Annotated in this window: 16 protein-coding genes; 8 read left to right on the forward strand and 8 right to left on the reverse strand. The window is 72.3% G+C overall.

The genetic code is table 11. From position 1 onward, the window contains the following. The first annotated feature begins 6 nt into the window (after nt 1–6). The 3 genes from K4B79_RS22490 (at nt 7) to K4B79_RS22500 (ending at nt 1,654) form a co-directional block, all read left to right on the forward strand. Entirely contained in the window at nt 7–462 is a 456-nt protein-coding gene (locus tag K4B79_RS22490) for an RpiB/LacA/LacB family sugar-phosphate isomerase (protein WP_232028659.1), read from the forward strand. A 25-nt stretch (nt 463–487) separates the two neighbouring features. Further along, a complete protein-coding gene (locus tag K4B79_RS22495) occupies nt 488–1,051 on the forward strand; it encodes a dihydrofolate reductase family protein (RefSeq protein WP_232028660.1) in 564 nt (187 codons plus the stop codon). A 66-nt stretch (nt 1,052–1,117) separates the two neighbouring features. Further along, nucleotides 1,118–1,654: an SMI1/KNR4 family protein gene (locus K4B79_RS22500; protein ID WP_232028661.1), complete on the forward strand. Its 537-nt coding sequence runs from the start codon at nt 1,118–1,120 to the stop codon at nt 1,652–1,654. A gap of 10 nt (nt 1,655–1,664) precedes the next feature. On the opposite strand, the gene K4B79_RS22505 is transcribed toward K4B79_RS22500, so the two are convergent. From K4B79_RS22505 to K4B79_RS22520, 4 genes are all read right to left on the reverse strand, one after another. Beyond that, nucleotides 1,665–1,844: a DUF1272 domain-containing protein gene (locus K4B79_RS22505; protein ID WP_232028662.1), complete on the reverse strand. Its 180-nt coding sequence runs from the start codon at nt 1,842–1,844 to the stop codon at nt 1,665–1,667. A 181-nt stretch (nt 1,845–2,025) separates the two neighbouring features. Next, nucleotides 2,026–2,934: a phosphotriesterase family protein gene (locus K4B79_RS22510; protein ID WP_232028663.1), complete on the reverse strand. Its 909-nt coding sequence runs from the start codon at nt 2,932–2,934 to the stop codon at nt 2,026–2,028. After that, a complete protein-coding gene (locus tag K4B79_RS22515) occupies nt 2,931–3,515 on the reverse strand; it encodes a DUF4865 family protein (RefSeq protein WP_232028664.1) in 585 nt (194 codons plus the stop codon). Before K4B79_RS22515 ends, K4B79_RS22510 begins: the two co-directional genes overlap by 4 nt. Nucleotides 3,516–3,537: 22 nt before the next feature. After that, nucleotides 3,538–4,116, reverse strand: a complete 579-nt coding sequence (locus K4B79_RS22520; RefSeq protein ID WP_374208500.1) for a TetR/AcrR family transcriptional regulator — start codon at nt 4,114–4,116, stop codon at nt 3,538–3,540. Between the two features lie 139 nt (nt 4,117–4,255). Here K4B79_RS22520 and K4B79_RS22525 point away from each other — a divergent pair, with 139 nt between their 5' ends. From K4B79_RS22525 to K4B79_RS22535, 3 genes are read left to right on the forward strand one after another with little or no spacing between them, the layout of a single operon-like run. Further along, the gene (locus K4B79_RS22525) at nt 4,256–4,546 is read left to right on the forward strand and encodes an SHOCT domain-containing protein (protein ID WP_232028666.1); all 291 of its coding nucleotides are present in this window, start codon (nt 4,256–4,258) and stop codon (nt 4,544–4,546) included. Then, nucleotides 4,543–5,310 carry an ABC transporter ATP-binding protein gene (locus K4B79_RS22530; RefSeq protein ID WP_232028667.1) on the forward strand — a complete coding sequence of 256 codons (768 nt, stop codon included), beginning with the start codon at nt 4,543–4,545 and terminating at the stop codon, nt 5,308–5,310. The genes K4B79_RS22525 and K4B79_RS22530 overlap by 4 nt, the downstream gene beginning before the upstream one ends. Further along, nucleotides 5,307–7,868: an ABC transporter permease gene (locus K4B79_RS22535; RefSeq protein ID WP_232028668.1), complete on the forward strand. Its 2,562-nt coding sequence runs from the start codon at nt 5,307–5,309 to the stop codon at nt 7,866–7,868. The genes K4B79_RS22530 and K4B79_RS22535 overlap by 4 nt, the downstream gene beginning before the upstream one ends. Nucleotides 7,869–7,927: 59 nt before the next feature. On the opposite strand, the gene K4B79_RS22540 is transcribed toward K4B79_RS22535, so the two are convergent. Both K4B79_RS22540 and K4B79_RS22545 read right to left on the reverse strand, forming a co-directional pair. Further along, nucleotides 7,928–8,485 (reverse strand): ATP-binding protein, encoded by a 558-nt coding sequence (locus K4B79_RS22540; RefSeq protein ID WP_232028669.1) that lies wholly within the window; start codon nt 8,483–8,485, stop codon nt 7,928–7,930. Nucleotides 8,486–8,670: 185 nt separating this feature from the next. After that, on the reverse strand, nt 8,671–8,994 hold the full coding sequence (locus K4B79_RS22545; protein WP_232028670.1) for a hypothetical protein: 324 nt from the start codon (nt 8,992–8,994) through the stop codon (nt 8,671–8,673). Between the two features lie 343 nt (nt 8,995–9,337). Between K4B79_RS22545 and K4B79_RS22550 the strand changes: the two genes are divergently transcribed. Together K4B79_RS22550 and K4B79_RS22555 are read left to right on the forward strand one after the other, a co-directional pair. After that, nucleotides 9,338–10,462 (forward strand): PLP-dependent cysteine synthase family protein, encoded by a 1,125-nt coding sequence (locus tag K4B79_RS22550; protein WP_232028671.1) that lies wholly within the window; start codon nt 9,338–9,340, stop codon nt 10,460–10,462. Between the two features lie 129 nt (nt 10,463–10,591). After that, nucleotides 10,592–11,545: a hypothetical protein gene (locus K4B79_RS22555; RefSeq protein ID WP_232028672.1), complete on the forward strand. Its 954-nt coding sequence runs from the start codon at nt 10,592–10,594 to the stop codon at nt 11,543–11,545. 126 nt (nt 11,546–11,671) lie between these two features. Here the strand turns inward: K4B79_RS22555 and K4B79_RS22560 are convergent, their stop codons facing one another. Both K4B79_RS22560 and K4B79_RS22565 read right to left on the reverse strand, forming a co-directional pair. Then, nucleotides 11,672–12,145, reverse strand: a complete 474-nt coding sequence (locus K4B79_RS22560; RefSeq protein ID WP_232028673.1) for an SRPBCC family protein — start codon at nt 12,143–12,145, stop codon at nt 11,672–11,674. Nucleotides 12,146–12,206: 61 nt separating this feature from the next. Next, a complete protein-coding gene (locus K4B79_RS22565) occupies nt 12,207–13,037 on the reverse strand; it encodes a DeoR/GlpR family DNA-binding transcription regulator (RefSeq protein WP_232028674.1) in 831 nt (276 codons plus the stop codon). Nucleotides 13,038–13,145 lie beyond the last annotated feature (108 nt).

Below are 13,145 nucleotides of genomic sequence, written 5' to 3' on the forward strand. Positions count from 1 at the left end.
CGGAGCATGCGGATCTCCGTCTCCTCCGACATGGACGAGCCCGTGGCGCGCAGCCTCCTGGCGGAACTGCGCACTCGCGGCCACGAGGTGAGTACGCACGGCGCGCTGGCCCCCGGCGACGACCCCCGGTGGGCCGTGTGCTCGGAGGCCGCGGCCCGCGAGGTCGCCGCCGGCACGGCCGACCAGGCCGTCGTGTGCTGCTGGACCGGCACCGGCGCCTCGATCGCCGCGAACAAGGTCCCCGGCGTCCGCGCCGCCCTGTGCACGGACGCGTACACCGCGAACGGCGCCCGCCGTTGGAACGACGCCAACGTCCTCGCCCTCAGCCTGCGCCTGACCTCCGAACCCCTGCTCAAGGAAATCCTCGACGCCTGGTTCACCGCCGAGGCCGGCGGCGACGCCGAGGACCGGGAGAACGTGGCCCACGTGGGGCGGCTGGACTCCGCCAGGACGGAGCCCTGAGTCCGGCCCGATCAGGAAGGTGAGTATGACCACGACATCCCACCCCCGACCGCAGACCCCCGCCGGCAAGGTGCTCTGGCACTTCACGATGTCGCTCGACGGCTTCATCGCGGGCCCGAACCACTCCTTCGACTGGCTGTCCGGGGTCACCGGGCGGCCGGGCCTGGAGGAGGAATACGGTGCGACCTGCGGCGCCGTGATCGGCGGCCGGGACAGCTATGACGTGCTGCCCGACGCCCGCCCCTACAGCGACTCCTGGAAGGGCCGCGTCTTCATCCTCACCCACCACCCCGAGGACGCGGCGCCGGCGGCCGACGTCACCTTCTTGTCCTGCGACGTCGCCGAGGCCGTACGGATCGCGCTGGACGCCGCGGACGGCAAGAACGTCGAGGTGCAGTCGGCCAAGATCGGGGCACAGCTGCTCGAACGCGGCCTGATCGACGAGATCGACCTGCACATCGCGCCGGTCCTGCTCGGCGACGGAATCCGCCTGTTCGACAACCCCGGCGGCGCGCCGGTGCGCCTCACACGCGAACACGACGGCGACCCGAACGCGGTGCTCACCGTGCGCTTCCACCCCGTGCGCTGAGCGTGCCGGCCCACAGGGTCGACTACTGCTCCCGCGGCTGTCAGTGGTCACCGTTAGCCTGCGCGCATGATCGAGACGACTGACGGCGACCGCCGATTCCCGCCCGCGCTGGCCGACGTGGCCCGGGTGAAATTCGACTACGACGACGGCGAGGGCGTCGACTTCGAACCGTACGACGCGTTCGACTCCGCCGAGGAGACCACCGACTGGCTGCGGCACTGGACCGGCAACCACGATCTCGACGGCGACGCCTACCGGGTCTTCGGCCAGGACGGCACGGGCGGTCTCGCCGCGCTGTGGTGCGTGCGAACCGGGCTGCCCCTCGTGGAGCAACCCGTGGTGTTCCTGGGCTCGGAGGGGGAGCGGGGCGTGGTGGCCGCCAGCCTGTCCGACTTCCTGTGGCTGCTGGCCGACGGCCTGGGGCCCGCGGAAGTCGTCGAGGTCGAGCGGCACGAGGGATACGAGGGCCGTCCGAACGCGGCACTCACCGAACTCGCCGAGCGATACGCGACCACCGCGCGCCGCCCCGCCCGGTACATCGTCGCCACCGCCCAGGCCGAGTTCCCGGCCTTCTCCGACGACATCGACGCGCTCTGCCGATGAGCAGGGCGGCTCATGGGGCGCGGCGAGGCCTCGGGAGCAGTTCGCCACCGCAGTTGGGGCAGACGCCGTGCATGGCCTCGGTGCACGGCACGCAGAAGGTGCACTCGTAGGAGCAGATACGCGCGGGGGCGTCGGGCGGCAACGCCGCGGTCTCGCAGCGTTCGCATCGGTCGCGCATCTCAAGTGCCATGTCTGAGGCCTTTCCCACGGAGGACGCCTGCCCGGTCACCTCCCATCCTTCCGCTGTACGCCATTGCCGATCAGTGCTTGCCGGGTCAGGGATCAACAGGATCGGGTCTCGGCGGAGAGGGGTGGGAGCGGCGGCGAGGTCACGCCCGACGAGAGCGAGGCACGGCGACGACGCCCGCCGCTCAGAACCAGTCCACGGCGAACGCCCGGCCGGGGTTGTCGGTGAGGATGCGCCGCACCAACTCCTCCCCCAGTTCCAGCGCGAGCCGCGGCGCCACCCGGCGCAGCAGGTAGGGCATCCCCGGGCCGCCGTCGACCGAACGGGCCGCCGCGGTCGTGGTGTCGCCGCCCAGGAGGAGCCGGTCGCCGTGGCCCGCCTCGGCGAGGGCCCGCACGGCGTCCGGCATGCGCCAGTCCGTGGCGTGGTGGGCCCGAGAGGGCCCGTCGAAGGCGAGGTAGCAGCCGCTCCGCGCGGCCTGGCGGTGCGCCGCGAAGTCGGGGGAGCGGTTGAGATGCCCCAGGATCACCCGCTCGGGCGGCACCCCCAACTCGCCGCACAACAGGTCCAGTACGTCCAGCGCACCGGTCCCCAGCTCCAGATGGACGGCGATCGGCGCCCCCGTCGCCCGGTGGGCCTCGGCCGCCGCCGTCATCGTCCAGCGGGCGTGCGCGTCGAGCGCGTGGAAACCGCCCGCGACCTTGATCAGCCCCGCCCGGACCCCCGACGCGCCGATGCCCCCGGTCAGTTCGGCGACGAAGACCTCCGCGAGCCTGCCGCGCAGCCCCTTGAGCGTCCCCTCGTCGTAGTGGCCGGCCTGGTGCAGTCCGGTCGCGGCGACGACATGCACCCCGGTCTCCCGGGACAGCGGCGGCAGATCGGCGGCCCGCCGCCCCAGCCCGTACGGCGTCCACTGCACGACGCCGGCACCGCCCTCTGCCCGGAACGCGGCCAGTTCGGCCCGTGCCGCGGACACGCTCCGCAGCTCCTCCCCGGGCAGCCGGGGGCTGCCGAGGAACAGGTGGTCGTGGGCGTCGCACACCCCGAGCCGCTCGGCGGGGACGTCCCCGAGCACCGTGCGCACCGTGCTCACCACTGGCGCCCTCGCGTCAGCCGCTCGCGGCCCGGCGCCGACACATGCAGCACCTCGAACACCTCACCCTCGGCCTTCGGCGTCCGGTGCGCCCAGAGCGAGAAGTGCACGAGCTCCCAGCGGGCGGTATCCACGGCGGCGGCCGCGCACACCGCCCCCTCCTCCCCGGCCAGCCGCTCCGCCTCACCCACCGCCTCCGCCATGAACCCGGCCAACTCCACTCCCTCCGGCACGGGTCGACGCCTGCGCACCGCCACCCGCGCCGGAGCACCGACGGCGCCGCCCTCCTCGTAGGCGACCCCCGTCCACTGCCGCACCGACGGCCGCCCGAAGTCCTCGCTGAGCCCCTGGAAGGCTCCTCCCCAGAGGAAGGAGTTCATGCCCTCCACGGTGTTCCAGAGATAGAACGGCGCGTACTGGTTCACCGGCGAGCCGTCCACCCCCCGCTCCCGCATCAGGTACGTCTTGAATCCGAGCCCTTCCCAGTCGTCGAGCAGATGCCCGACCCGGGCCACGCGGCTGCGGATGACGCCCATGTCGTAGTCGGCGGGCAAGGTGAGTTCGTACTGCATGGCGTGCATCGAGTCCTCAACTCCAAGGGTCCTACGGGCTCTGCGGGGCGAGCAGGGACAGCAGGCCCCTGACGCCCGTGTCGAAGGCGGCGGGAGAGCCGGACGCGCGGGCGAGGACGTAGCCGCCCTGGACGGTCGCGATGACGGTCGCCGCGATCTCCTCGCCGTCCAGGGAGGCGGCGAACTGGCCCTGCTCCTTGCCCTCTTCGACGATTCCGGCGATGCGTTCGCGGATCGAGTCGAGTGTCTCGTCGACCGGTGCGCGCAGATCGTCGTCGGCGACGATGTCCGGGTCCATCGTGAGCCGCCCGATCGGGCAGCCGCGCAGCACGTCGCGTTCGCGCCGCAGATACGCCTCGATGCGCTCGTACGGCGTGCCCGGCCCGCCGAGTACTCCCTCGGCGGTAGCCCGCATCTCCTCGGCCGTGCGCCGGATGGCGGCCAGGGCGAGGTCGGGCTTGCCCTTGAAGTGGTGGTACATGCTGCCCTGCCCGGCGCCCGACCGCTCCAGGATGGCCTTGGGGCTGGTGCCCACATAGCCGCGCTCCCACAGCAGCTCGCGGGTGGACTCGATCAGTCGCTCCGAGGTGCTCATACCGGGACTGTACATACTAGTAGTTACAGAAGTCGAGCCCCGACGTACTCCCCAGGAGGTAGGCGCACTGCCGCTGACCGTACGACGACCCGGGCCCCTCCCCGGAGCCAGTCTCAAGTCATCACGACCACACCCACCGAGGAGATGACTCGAGATGCAGACACTCGCGCACTGGGACGGCGGCCCGGGACCGTGGATCCTCTTCCTCCCGCTGATCTGGGCGGCCGTCGTGCTCGGCGTCGTCACCGTCCTGCGCCGCACCGTGTGGCGCGGCCGCCGGGGCTCGTGGCGGACCGTCGCCGACGCGGGCCCGAGCGGTGACTCGCCGATCGCGATGCTCGGCCGCCGCTTCGCCTCCGGTGAGATCGACGAGGACGAGTACTGGCGCCGGCTGTCCGTCCTGGACGAGCAGTTCGGCCGTACGGGCAAGGGCGGTGCGGCATGACCGCCACGACCACCGTGCGGACGGCGGCCCGGGTCGTCGACGCCGTGAAGGTGTACGGCAGCGGCGACACCGGCGTGCGGGCCCTGGACGGGGTGAGCGTCGACTTCCCGGCCGGCCGCTTCACCGCGATCATGGGGCCCTCGGGCTCCGGCAAGTCCACCCTGATGCACTGCGCCGCGGGACTCGACACGCTCACCTCTGGTGCCGCGTACATCGGCGGCACCGACCTGGGCTCCCTCGACGACCGCCGCCTCACCCTCCTGCGGCGCGACCGCGTCGGCTTCGTGTTCCAGGCGTTCAACCTGGTGCCGACGCTGACCGTCGCGGAGAACATCACCCTTCCGCTCGACCTCGCGGGCGGCAGGGGCGACCGGGAGTGGGTCGACGCGCTCGTAGACGTCGTGGGGCTGCGCGACCGGCTGCACCACCGGCCCGCCGAACTCTCCGGCGGACAGCAGCAACGGGTCGCCGTGGCACGGGCGTTCGCGGGGCAGCCGGACGTCGTCTTCGCCGACGAGCCGACCGGCAACCTCGACTCCCGGTCCGGCGAGGAGGTCCTCGGCCTGCTGGGCCGCGCGGCGCGCCAGACGTCCCGCACGGTCGTCATGGTCACCCACGACCCGGTTGCCGCCGCCCACGCCGACGAGGTCGTCTTCCTCGCCGACGGGCGCCTGGTCGACCGTATGGAATCCCCGACCGCCGAGAGGGTCCTGGACCGTATGAAGGCCTTCGAGGTCACCACCCGGACGGAGGGGCCGTCATGAACGCCGCCGTACGCCTGAGCGTGTCCTCCCTGCGCGCCCACAAGCGGCGCTTCGCCGGCACGTTCCTCGCGGTCTTCCTAGGCGTGGCCTTCCTCGCCGGGACCCTCGTGATGGGCGACACGCTGCGCGCCGGCTTCGACACCATGTTCGGCAACGCGGCCAGCGGCACCGACGCCGTGGTCCGCAGCGCCGACGCCATCACCACCCCCGGCGAGAGCGAGGGCGTGCGGCAGCCGGTCCCGGTCGACCTGCTGAAGACCGTCGACAAGGTCGACGGTGTCGCGGCGGCGGCCCCCAACATCCAGGGCGCCGGTCAGCTCGTGGGCGCGAACGGCGAGCCGATCGGCGGCCAGGGCCCGCCGACCCTCGCCGGCAACTGGATCACCGACCCCGAACTCAACGCCTACCGCCTCGCCGACGGCCGCGCTCCCGCGAAGTCCGGCGAGGTGGTCATCGACCGCGGCACCGCCGAGCGCGGCGACCTGAAGCTCGGCGACACCACGACCCTGCGCACACCCGACCCGGTGAAGGTGACCGTCGTGGGCCTGGCGACCTTCGGCGGCGAGGACGGCATGGCGCAGGTGACCTTCACCGGCATGACCCGGGCCGATGCCGAGAAGTACCTCACGGCGCGGCCCGGCGAGGCGGCGAGCATCCAGGTGCGGGCCGGTCCCGGCGTGAGCCAGCAGGAACTGGTGGACCGGCTGACTCCCGTGCTGCCCAAGGGAGTCGAGGCCATCACCGGTCAGGAGTCGGCCGAGGAGAACACGGAGATGATCTCCAGTCAGTTCCTGTCCCTCTTCACCACGTTCCTGCTGGTGTTCTCGGGTGTCGCCCTGCTGGTCGCGACCTTCTCCATCCACAACACCTTCGCGATCGTCGTCGCCCAACGCACCCGGGAGAACGCCCTGTTGCGGGCCCTGGGGGCCTCGCGCCGCCAGGTCACCGTGACCACACTCGTCGAGGCGAGCGCCGTGGCCGTGATCGCGTCGGCGGCGGGCCTGGCGGGCGGCATCGGCGTCGCCGCCGGACTCCAGGCGCTGTTCCCGGCCATCGGATTCCCCTTCCCTGAGGGGGACTTGGTGATCAGCGCGCTGTCGATGGCCCTGCCGCTCGCGGTCGGCATCGTGGTCTGCCTGGGCTCCGCCCTGCTGCCCGCCGTCCGGGCCGGCCGCACCGCACCCCTGGCGGCCCTGCGCGAGACCGCCGTCGACACCTCCGGCGCCTCCCGCGTCCGCGCCGTCACCGGCCTGGGCCTGGCCGCCCTCGCGGTCGCCGTCGCGCTCACCGGCGTCCTGATGTCGCCGTCGCTCTGGCTCGCGGGATCCGGCGCCGTCCTGGCCCTGGCCGCGTTCGTGGTCCTGGGCCCGGTCGCGTCCACCTCGGCCGTGCGCGTCCTCGGCGGTCCCCTGGACAGGCTGCGCGGGGTCACCGGCGGCCTCGCCCGGCGCAACGCGCTGCGCAGCCCCCGGCGGACGGCCGCGACGGCCGGCGCACTGATGATCGGTGTGGCCGTGGTGTCCCTGTTCACGGTGTTCGGCGCCTCGCTGAAGGCCACCATGGACCAGACGGTCTCCCGCTCCTTCGCGGGCGACGTCGCCGTCAGCACCCCGTCCTTCGGTGCCGGCGGCAGTGGCCTGACCCCCCGGCTGGCGCCCGCGATCCAGCGGCTGCCCGAGGTGGACACCGCCGTAGGACTCGGCCGCGGCGTCGCCGAAGTCGACGGCGAGGGACGGGCGTTGACCGTCACCGACCCGCTCGCCCTGGAGCGCACCTTCGACCTCGGCAGGATCGACGGCTCCCTGCGCTCCCTCGGCACCGACGGCATCGCCATCACCCGCGGCGAGGCCGACAAGCAGGGCCTGGGCACCGGGGACAAGACCCGCCTCACCTTCACCGACGGGAAGACGGAGACCTTCACGGTCCGAGCGGTCTACGGCCGGTCCGAGCTCGCCGGTGACTACGTCATCACCCGCGCCGCCTGGGCCCCGCACCGCACCCAGGACTCCGACACCCTCGTCGCCGTCTCCTTCAAGGACGGCGTGAGCGCGGACACCGGCACGGCCGCGGTGGAGAAGGTCGCCGCACGGTACGGCGATCCCGAGGTGCAGACCCGCGACGAGTACGCCCAGTCCGCGGCCGGCGGCATCGACATGATGCTCACCCTCGTCTACGCCCTGCTCGCCCTGGCGGTGCTCATCGCACTCCTCGGCATCGCCAACACGCTGACCCTGGCGATCCACGAGCGCACCCGCGAACTGGGTCTGCTCAGGGCCGTCGGCCAGACCCGGGCCCAGCTGCGGGCCATGGTCCGCTGGGAGTCCGTCCTGGTCGCCGCCTTCGGCACGGTCGGCGGCCTCGCCCTCGGCGGCTTCCTGGGCTGGGTCCTGGTCAAGGCGTCCGACGGCGCGAGCGACAGCGCCTTCGCCTTCGCGATGCCCCCGCTCCAACTCGCGGTCGTGGCCCTGGTGGGCCTGGCCGCAGGAGCCCTCGCGGGCCTCCGCCCGGCTCGCAGGGCAGCCCGGCTGGACGTCCTGAGGGCCATCGCCACGGAGTAGGGGCCGGCGCCGTCAGAGGTTCGGGATTCCGACGGCCGCCTCGGCCGGTCACCGCCCGTTCAGCCTGCTACGGCTGAACGGGCGGGGGCGTGTTCCACCCTGCGGAGGCTGACCGCGTCGACCGTGCAGGCCGGCTTCTCCGCGACCGCCCGCCGCGGTGGCCGCGCGGACCCCGCGCGTACGGCCGGCGGGGTCGGCAGCGTGAACCACACGACCTTGCCGGACTCGCCGTCCGGGCGTACGCCCCAGCTCTCGCTGACCGCGGCGACCATGGCGAGCCCGCGCCCGCAGGTGGCGAGCGCGTCGGCGTCCTCGACACCCTCGTGGTGCGGGGCGCCGTCGGTGTCGGCCACGACCGGCATGCGCGGATCGTGGTCGCGCACCGAGACCGTGAGCCGGTCGAGCAGCAGCTCGATCTCCACGGTGCACGTCTTGTCGGGCTGGGCATGGCGGTGGACGTTCGCGAGCAGCTCGGTCACACCGAGCGCGGCCCGGTCTATGAGGGGATCCAGATGCCAGTAGCGCAACTGCGCTGAAAGGATTCTGCGGACCTGGCCGATCCGCGACGGCAGGGCTTGGAGCTCCACCGTGCAATGCCTGCTTGGGTGGCTGATCACGGCTGCGACTCCCCGACGTAGAGGTCCGGAAGAACACGGAGTTCGGATCGATCCAGCAGGGTGCCTCTGAAACGGCCGCCTGCTGTCGTGCCCGGCGGGCTGGTTCGCAGCGTTATCGCCGGTAAACCCAGAGTGACGTGAGACCAGAGTGGCGCAGGGGGTGCGGTCCCGCAACTCGCGGTGGTTCAGCCGTTACGGCCCGCGGCCCGTCGTACGGCCTCGATGAACCGGCGTGCCGCCGGTGGGCCGGGTTCCCCGGGAGCGGGGTCGTGATCGCCCAGGGTGAGCAGGTACCGCTTGCCGTTGAGGTCCGCCAGGGCCCGGTCGTCGGGCGCGAACCAGGGCTTGGAGGCGCGTACCGCCTGCACCGGCGCGCTGTCGATCTCACTGCCGTAACTGGTGAGCAACTCGAGCCTGCCGTCGGTGATCCGGACCTGCCCCGCCCGGGTGAGCGACCGCAGCCGCTTCCCGATCCGCACGCCGGTCGCCGTGAACTCCGGCTCCGCCATCCCGCCCCGCCCCCTTGTGCCTGTGGGTGCCGACCCGAGCCTGCGCGCAGGTCGTCGTTCCGTTCGTGTCGTGATCCAGTGTGCGCCCCCGTCCGGACCTTCGTCCCGACGGGCAGTCTGCCCGCCACCGGCGTCCGGCACCAGTGCGCACGACCGCCTCGACGCGGTCGCCCGGAGCACTCGCGCGAATGCGCCCCCACGGGTGTGCGGCAGCCGTCCACAGGCGTGCCTTTGAGATGCCCAAAGGCATGTTTATGCAGGTGAGAAGCGTGTGGGAGCTGTCTATGATCGAGGTGGCGGCCGCGCGACGCGCCCGTCGGCGCGCAGCCTAAGGAGCCCCGCCGTGAGTACCCTCCATCCGGCCAGGACCGGCGAAACCCTCGACGTCGACCACACCGATCCGGCGTACCGCGACTGGCTGAAAGAGGCCGTCCGCAAGGTGCAGGCCGACGCCAACCGCTCGGCCGACACCCATCTGCTGCGCTTTCCGCTGCCCGAGCGGTGGGGCATCGACCTGTACCTGAAGGACGAGTCGACCCACCCGACCGGCAGCCTCAAGCACCGGCTGGCCCGTTCCCTCTTCCTCTACGGCCTGTGCAATGGCTGGATCCGGCCGGACAGCCCGGTGATCGAGGCGTCCAGCGGCTCGACGGCCGTGTCCGAGGCGTACTTCGCGAAGCTGATCGGCGTGCCCTTCATCGCCGTCATGCCGCGCACGACGAGCGCCGAGAAGATCCGCCTGATCGAGTTCCACGGCGGGCGGTGCCACTTCGTGGACGACTCGCGCAGGATGTACGAGGAGTCCGCCCGCCTCGCGGTGGAGACCGGCGGCCACTACATGGACCAGTTCACGTACGCCGAACGGGCCACGGACTGGCGCGGGAACAACAACATCGCCGAGTCCATCTTCCGCCAGCTCGCCCTGGAGCGGTTCCCCGAGCCCGCGTGGATCGTCGCCACGGCCGGCACCGGCGGCACCTCGGCGACCCTCGCCCGCTACGTGCACTACATGCAGCACGACACCCGCATTTGTGTGGCCGATCCGGAGAACTCGTGTTTCTTCGAGGGCTGGACCACCGGCGATCCGGACGTCACGTGCGACTGCGGCTCCCGCATCGAGGGCATCGGCCGGCCGCGCATGGAACCGAGCTTCGTGCCCGGCGCGATCGACCGCATGATGAAGGTCCCGGACGCGGCCAGCGTCGCCGCCGTACGCGCCCTGGAGCGGGCCATCGGACGCAGGGCGGGCGGCTCGACGGGCACCGGCCTGTGGAGCGCGCTGAAGATCGTCGCCGAGATGGTGGCACAGGGCCGGCGGGGGAGCGTGGTGACGCTGCTGTGCGACCCCGGCGACCGCTACCTGGACAAGTACTACTCCGACGCGTGGCTCGCCGAACAGGGCCTGGACATCGCGCCGTACACGGCGGCGATCGCCTCGCTGCTGGAGACGGGCGTGTGGCCCGACTGAGGCCCTGCCGTGAGGAATGCGTGATTCCAGAGGTTTATGAGGCGATCCCGGGGACAGTCCACCGTCTGTCGTGGAGACATCTGTTCGAGCGCCTGATGCGGCGGTCGACCGACAGAGGGGGAACAACCCATGCATCACAGCGGCACAAGACGCTGGTCGCGCGCCGTTCTCGGCGCCCTGGCGAGCGTGGCCACCGCTCTCGGGCTCGTCACGGGCCTGGCCCAGCCCGCCGCGGCGGCCGACGGCACTCCGAGAGCCGTGACCAGCTACCGCTACACCAGCGAGGCGGGCGACTGGATCGGCCAGGGGACCAGCGCAAGCTACACCCCCTCGACGGCGGACATCACCGTCGACGGCTCGCTGGAAGCCGTGCGGTTCCGTGTCGAGAACGAGAGCGCCTGGTGGGACGTCCAACTCGCCGCCCCGTATGGCGAGAAGCTGCACCCCGGCGTCTACCGTGACGCCGAGCGGGCGGCCGCCGCGACCGGCCGTGCCCCCGGCCTCGACGCGGGCGGACAGTCCCGCGGCTGCAATGTGGTCCACGGTCAGTTCTCCGTCCACCAGATCGAGGCCGACGCGTCCGGAACCGTCACGCTGCTGGACGCGACCTACACCCAGCGCTGCGAGGAGCCGGACGCCCCCGCCCTCAAGGGCGTCATCAAGTACCGCGCCTATCCCCTGTCCTTCAGCTACGCCAGCGATCCGGGCGACTACCCGGGGCAGGGCCGCTCCGGCACCCACACCGGCGCCACCAGCATCTTCGAGCTGCGGGAGTGGGGCATCGGCGGCCTGTCCTACCACGTGTCGGGCAAGCGGGAGCGGTGGTCGGCGTTGCTCGTCCCGCCCACCGGCGAGACTTTCGAGGCCGGGCGCACCTACCAGGCCGAACGCGGCAACGGCCCCGGAATCGCCGGCCTCGACGTGTCCGGCTTCGGCGGCTGCAACCAGAGCAACGGAACCCTGACCATCACCAAGCTCGCGCTCGACGACGACGGCACGGTCACCGCATTCGCGGCCACGTTCGTCCAGCACTGCGAAGGGGCCGAGCCCGCGTTGCGCGGCACGATCCACTACTACGCCTGAACTCCCGGGTGAGCGGGCGGCCGTGTCGACCCGGTCGGTGGGCACACGCCGGGCCGTGAGAGTGGTGAGGAAGCGGTGGCCGCCCGGGACGGCGCGTGGACGGGTGGGTGATCCAAGAGAGACCCCTCAGGCGGCGGTCAACCGCCGGTCCAGGGAGGTCACCGCGTTCCGGAAGGCCCGCCCGAGGCCCGGACGGCCGAGCCGCAGGGCGAGCCGGAAGGGCGCCGTTCCGTCGGCGGCGAAGGTCCACCGCACGCGGGTGCCGGTACCGGCCGGGGTGAGCCGCCACTCCTCGACCAGTGCGCGGGCGCCGGGCGCGTTGGCGGAGTCGACCCGGTAGGCGTACACCTCGGGCCCCTTGGCGGCCAGGACCGTCTCCAGGAAGCGGGTGCCGCCCTTGAGACGGATCTCGCGCCGGGCACCCTCGTCGAGGGACCGGGCCGCCGTCACCGCCGCGAACCACTCGGTCCAGCCCGGCACGTCCTCGGCGAGCGCGGCGAAGACCGCCTCGGGTGGTGCGGAGATCTGCCGGGCGAAGACCAGGCGTACGGGCGCGGACTCGACGAACTCGACGCCCACCGGGCGCAGTTGGCGTGCCACGGACGAAAACCCCCTCCGTGAGGTGGATCGTTGACCGGGCGTCACCCTAACCGGCCCTCGGTCACATGTCGTCGTCCGCGCCCGGCTCGCCCGCCACGACCAGGCGCCGCAGGTGCTCCGACACCTCCGCGCGCGCTTCGCCGGACAGCCCGGAATCCGTCACCAGCGTGTCGACCTGCTCCAGTGCGGCGAACGAACTCAGGCCCACCGTCCCCCACTTGGTGTGGTCGGCGACCACCACGACCCGCCGCGCCGACTGCACCAGACGGCGGTTGGTCTCGGCCTCCGCGAGGTTCGGTGTGGACAGGCCGGCCTCGACCGATATGCCGTGCACGCCGAGGAAGAGCACGTCGAAGTGGAGCGCCGCGATCGCCTGGTCGGCCACCGGTCCCACCAGGGAGTCGGACGGGGTGCGCACACCACCGGTGAGGACCACCGTGGCCGCGCCCTGCCGGGGCCCCGAGGTGCGCTGCGCCGAGTGGAAGACGTCGGCCACCCGCACCGAGTTGGTGACGACGGTCAGATCCGGCACGTCCACCAGCCGGTGCGCCAGCGCGAAGGTCGTCGTACCGCCCGACAGCGCGATGGCGCTGCCCGGCGCGACCAGTTCGGCCGCGGCCCGCGCGATGTCCTCCTTGGCGGACAGCTCAAGACCCGATTTGGCCTCGAAGCCGGGCTCGTGCGTGCTCGCCTCCACCACCGGCACCGCTCCGCCGTGCACCTTCTCCAGCACGCCCTGCCGGGCGAGCGCGTCGAGGTCGCGCCGTACGGTCATGTCCGACACGCCGAGCTTGCGGGTCAGCTCGTTCACACGGACGCCGCCACGGCGCCGGACCTCGTCCAGGATCAGGGCGCGGCGCTGCTCCGCGAGGAGGTTCTGATTCTCACTCACGTACGCTCCGGTCCTTTCGCCTCAAGCCGTCCGACACGCCTCGCGCCTCCCTGGGCGCTTGCCTCCGCTCGCGCCTGGGGACCCCCGTCGACCAGGCCATTTTGCCTG

The sequence above is a fragment of the Streptomyces lincolnensis genome, assembly GCF_021173675.1.
Lineage (GTDB): Bacteria > Actinomycetota > Actinomycetes > Streptomycetales > Streptomycetaceae > Streptomyces > Streptomyces lincolnensis_B.

Coding starts and splice junctions, on each gene's coding strand:
- K4B79_RS22490 (WP_232028659.1), top strand. CDS start 7: ATGCGGATCTCCGTCTCCTCCGACATGGACGAGCCCGTGGCGCGCAGC.
- K4B79_RS22495 (WP_232028660.1), top strand. CDS start 488: ATGACCACGACATCCCACCCCCGACCGCAGACCCCCGCCGGCAAGGTG.
- K4B79_RS22500 (WP_232028661.1), top strand. CDS start 1,118: ATGATCGAGACGACTGACGGCGACCGCCGATTCCCGCCCGCGCTGGCC.
- K4B79_RS22505 (WP_232028662.1), bottom strand. CDS start 1,844: ATGGCACTTGAGATGCGCGACCGATGCGAACGCTGCGAGACCGCGGCG.
- K4B79_RS22515 (WP_232028664.1), bottom strand. CDS start 3,515: ATGCACGCCATGCAGTACGAACTCACCTTGCCCGCCGACTACGACATG.
- K4B79_RS22520 (WP_374208500.1), bottom strand. CDS start 4,116: ATGTACAGTCCCGGTATGAGCACCTCGGAGCGACTGATCGAGTCCACC.
- K4B79_RS22525 (WP_232028666.1), top strand. CDS start 4,256: ATGCAGACACTCGCGCACTGGGACGGCGGCCCGGGACCGTGGATCCTC.
- K4B79_RS22530 (WP_232028667.1), top strand. CDS start 4,543: ATGACCGCCACGACCACCGTGCGGACGGCGGCCCGGGTCGTCGACGCC.
- K4B79_RS22535 (WP_232028668.1), top strand. CDS start 5,307: ATGAACGCCGCCGTACGCCTGAGCGTGTCCTCCCTGCGCGCCCACAAG.
- K4B79_RS22545 (WP_232028670.1), bottom strand. CDS start 8,994: ATGGCGGAGCCGGAGTTCACGGCGACCGGCGTGCGGATCGGGAAGCGG.
- K4B79_RS22555 (WP_232028672.1), top strand. CDS start 10,592: ATGCATCACAGCGGCACAAGACGCTGGTCGCGCGCCGTTCTCGGCGCC.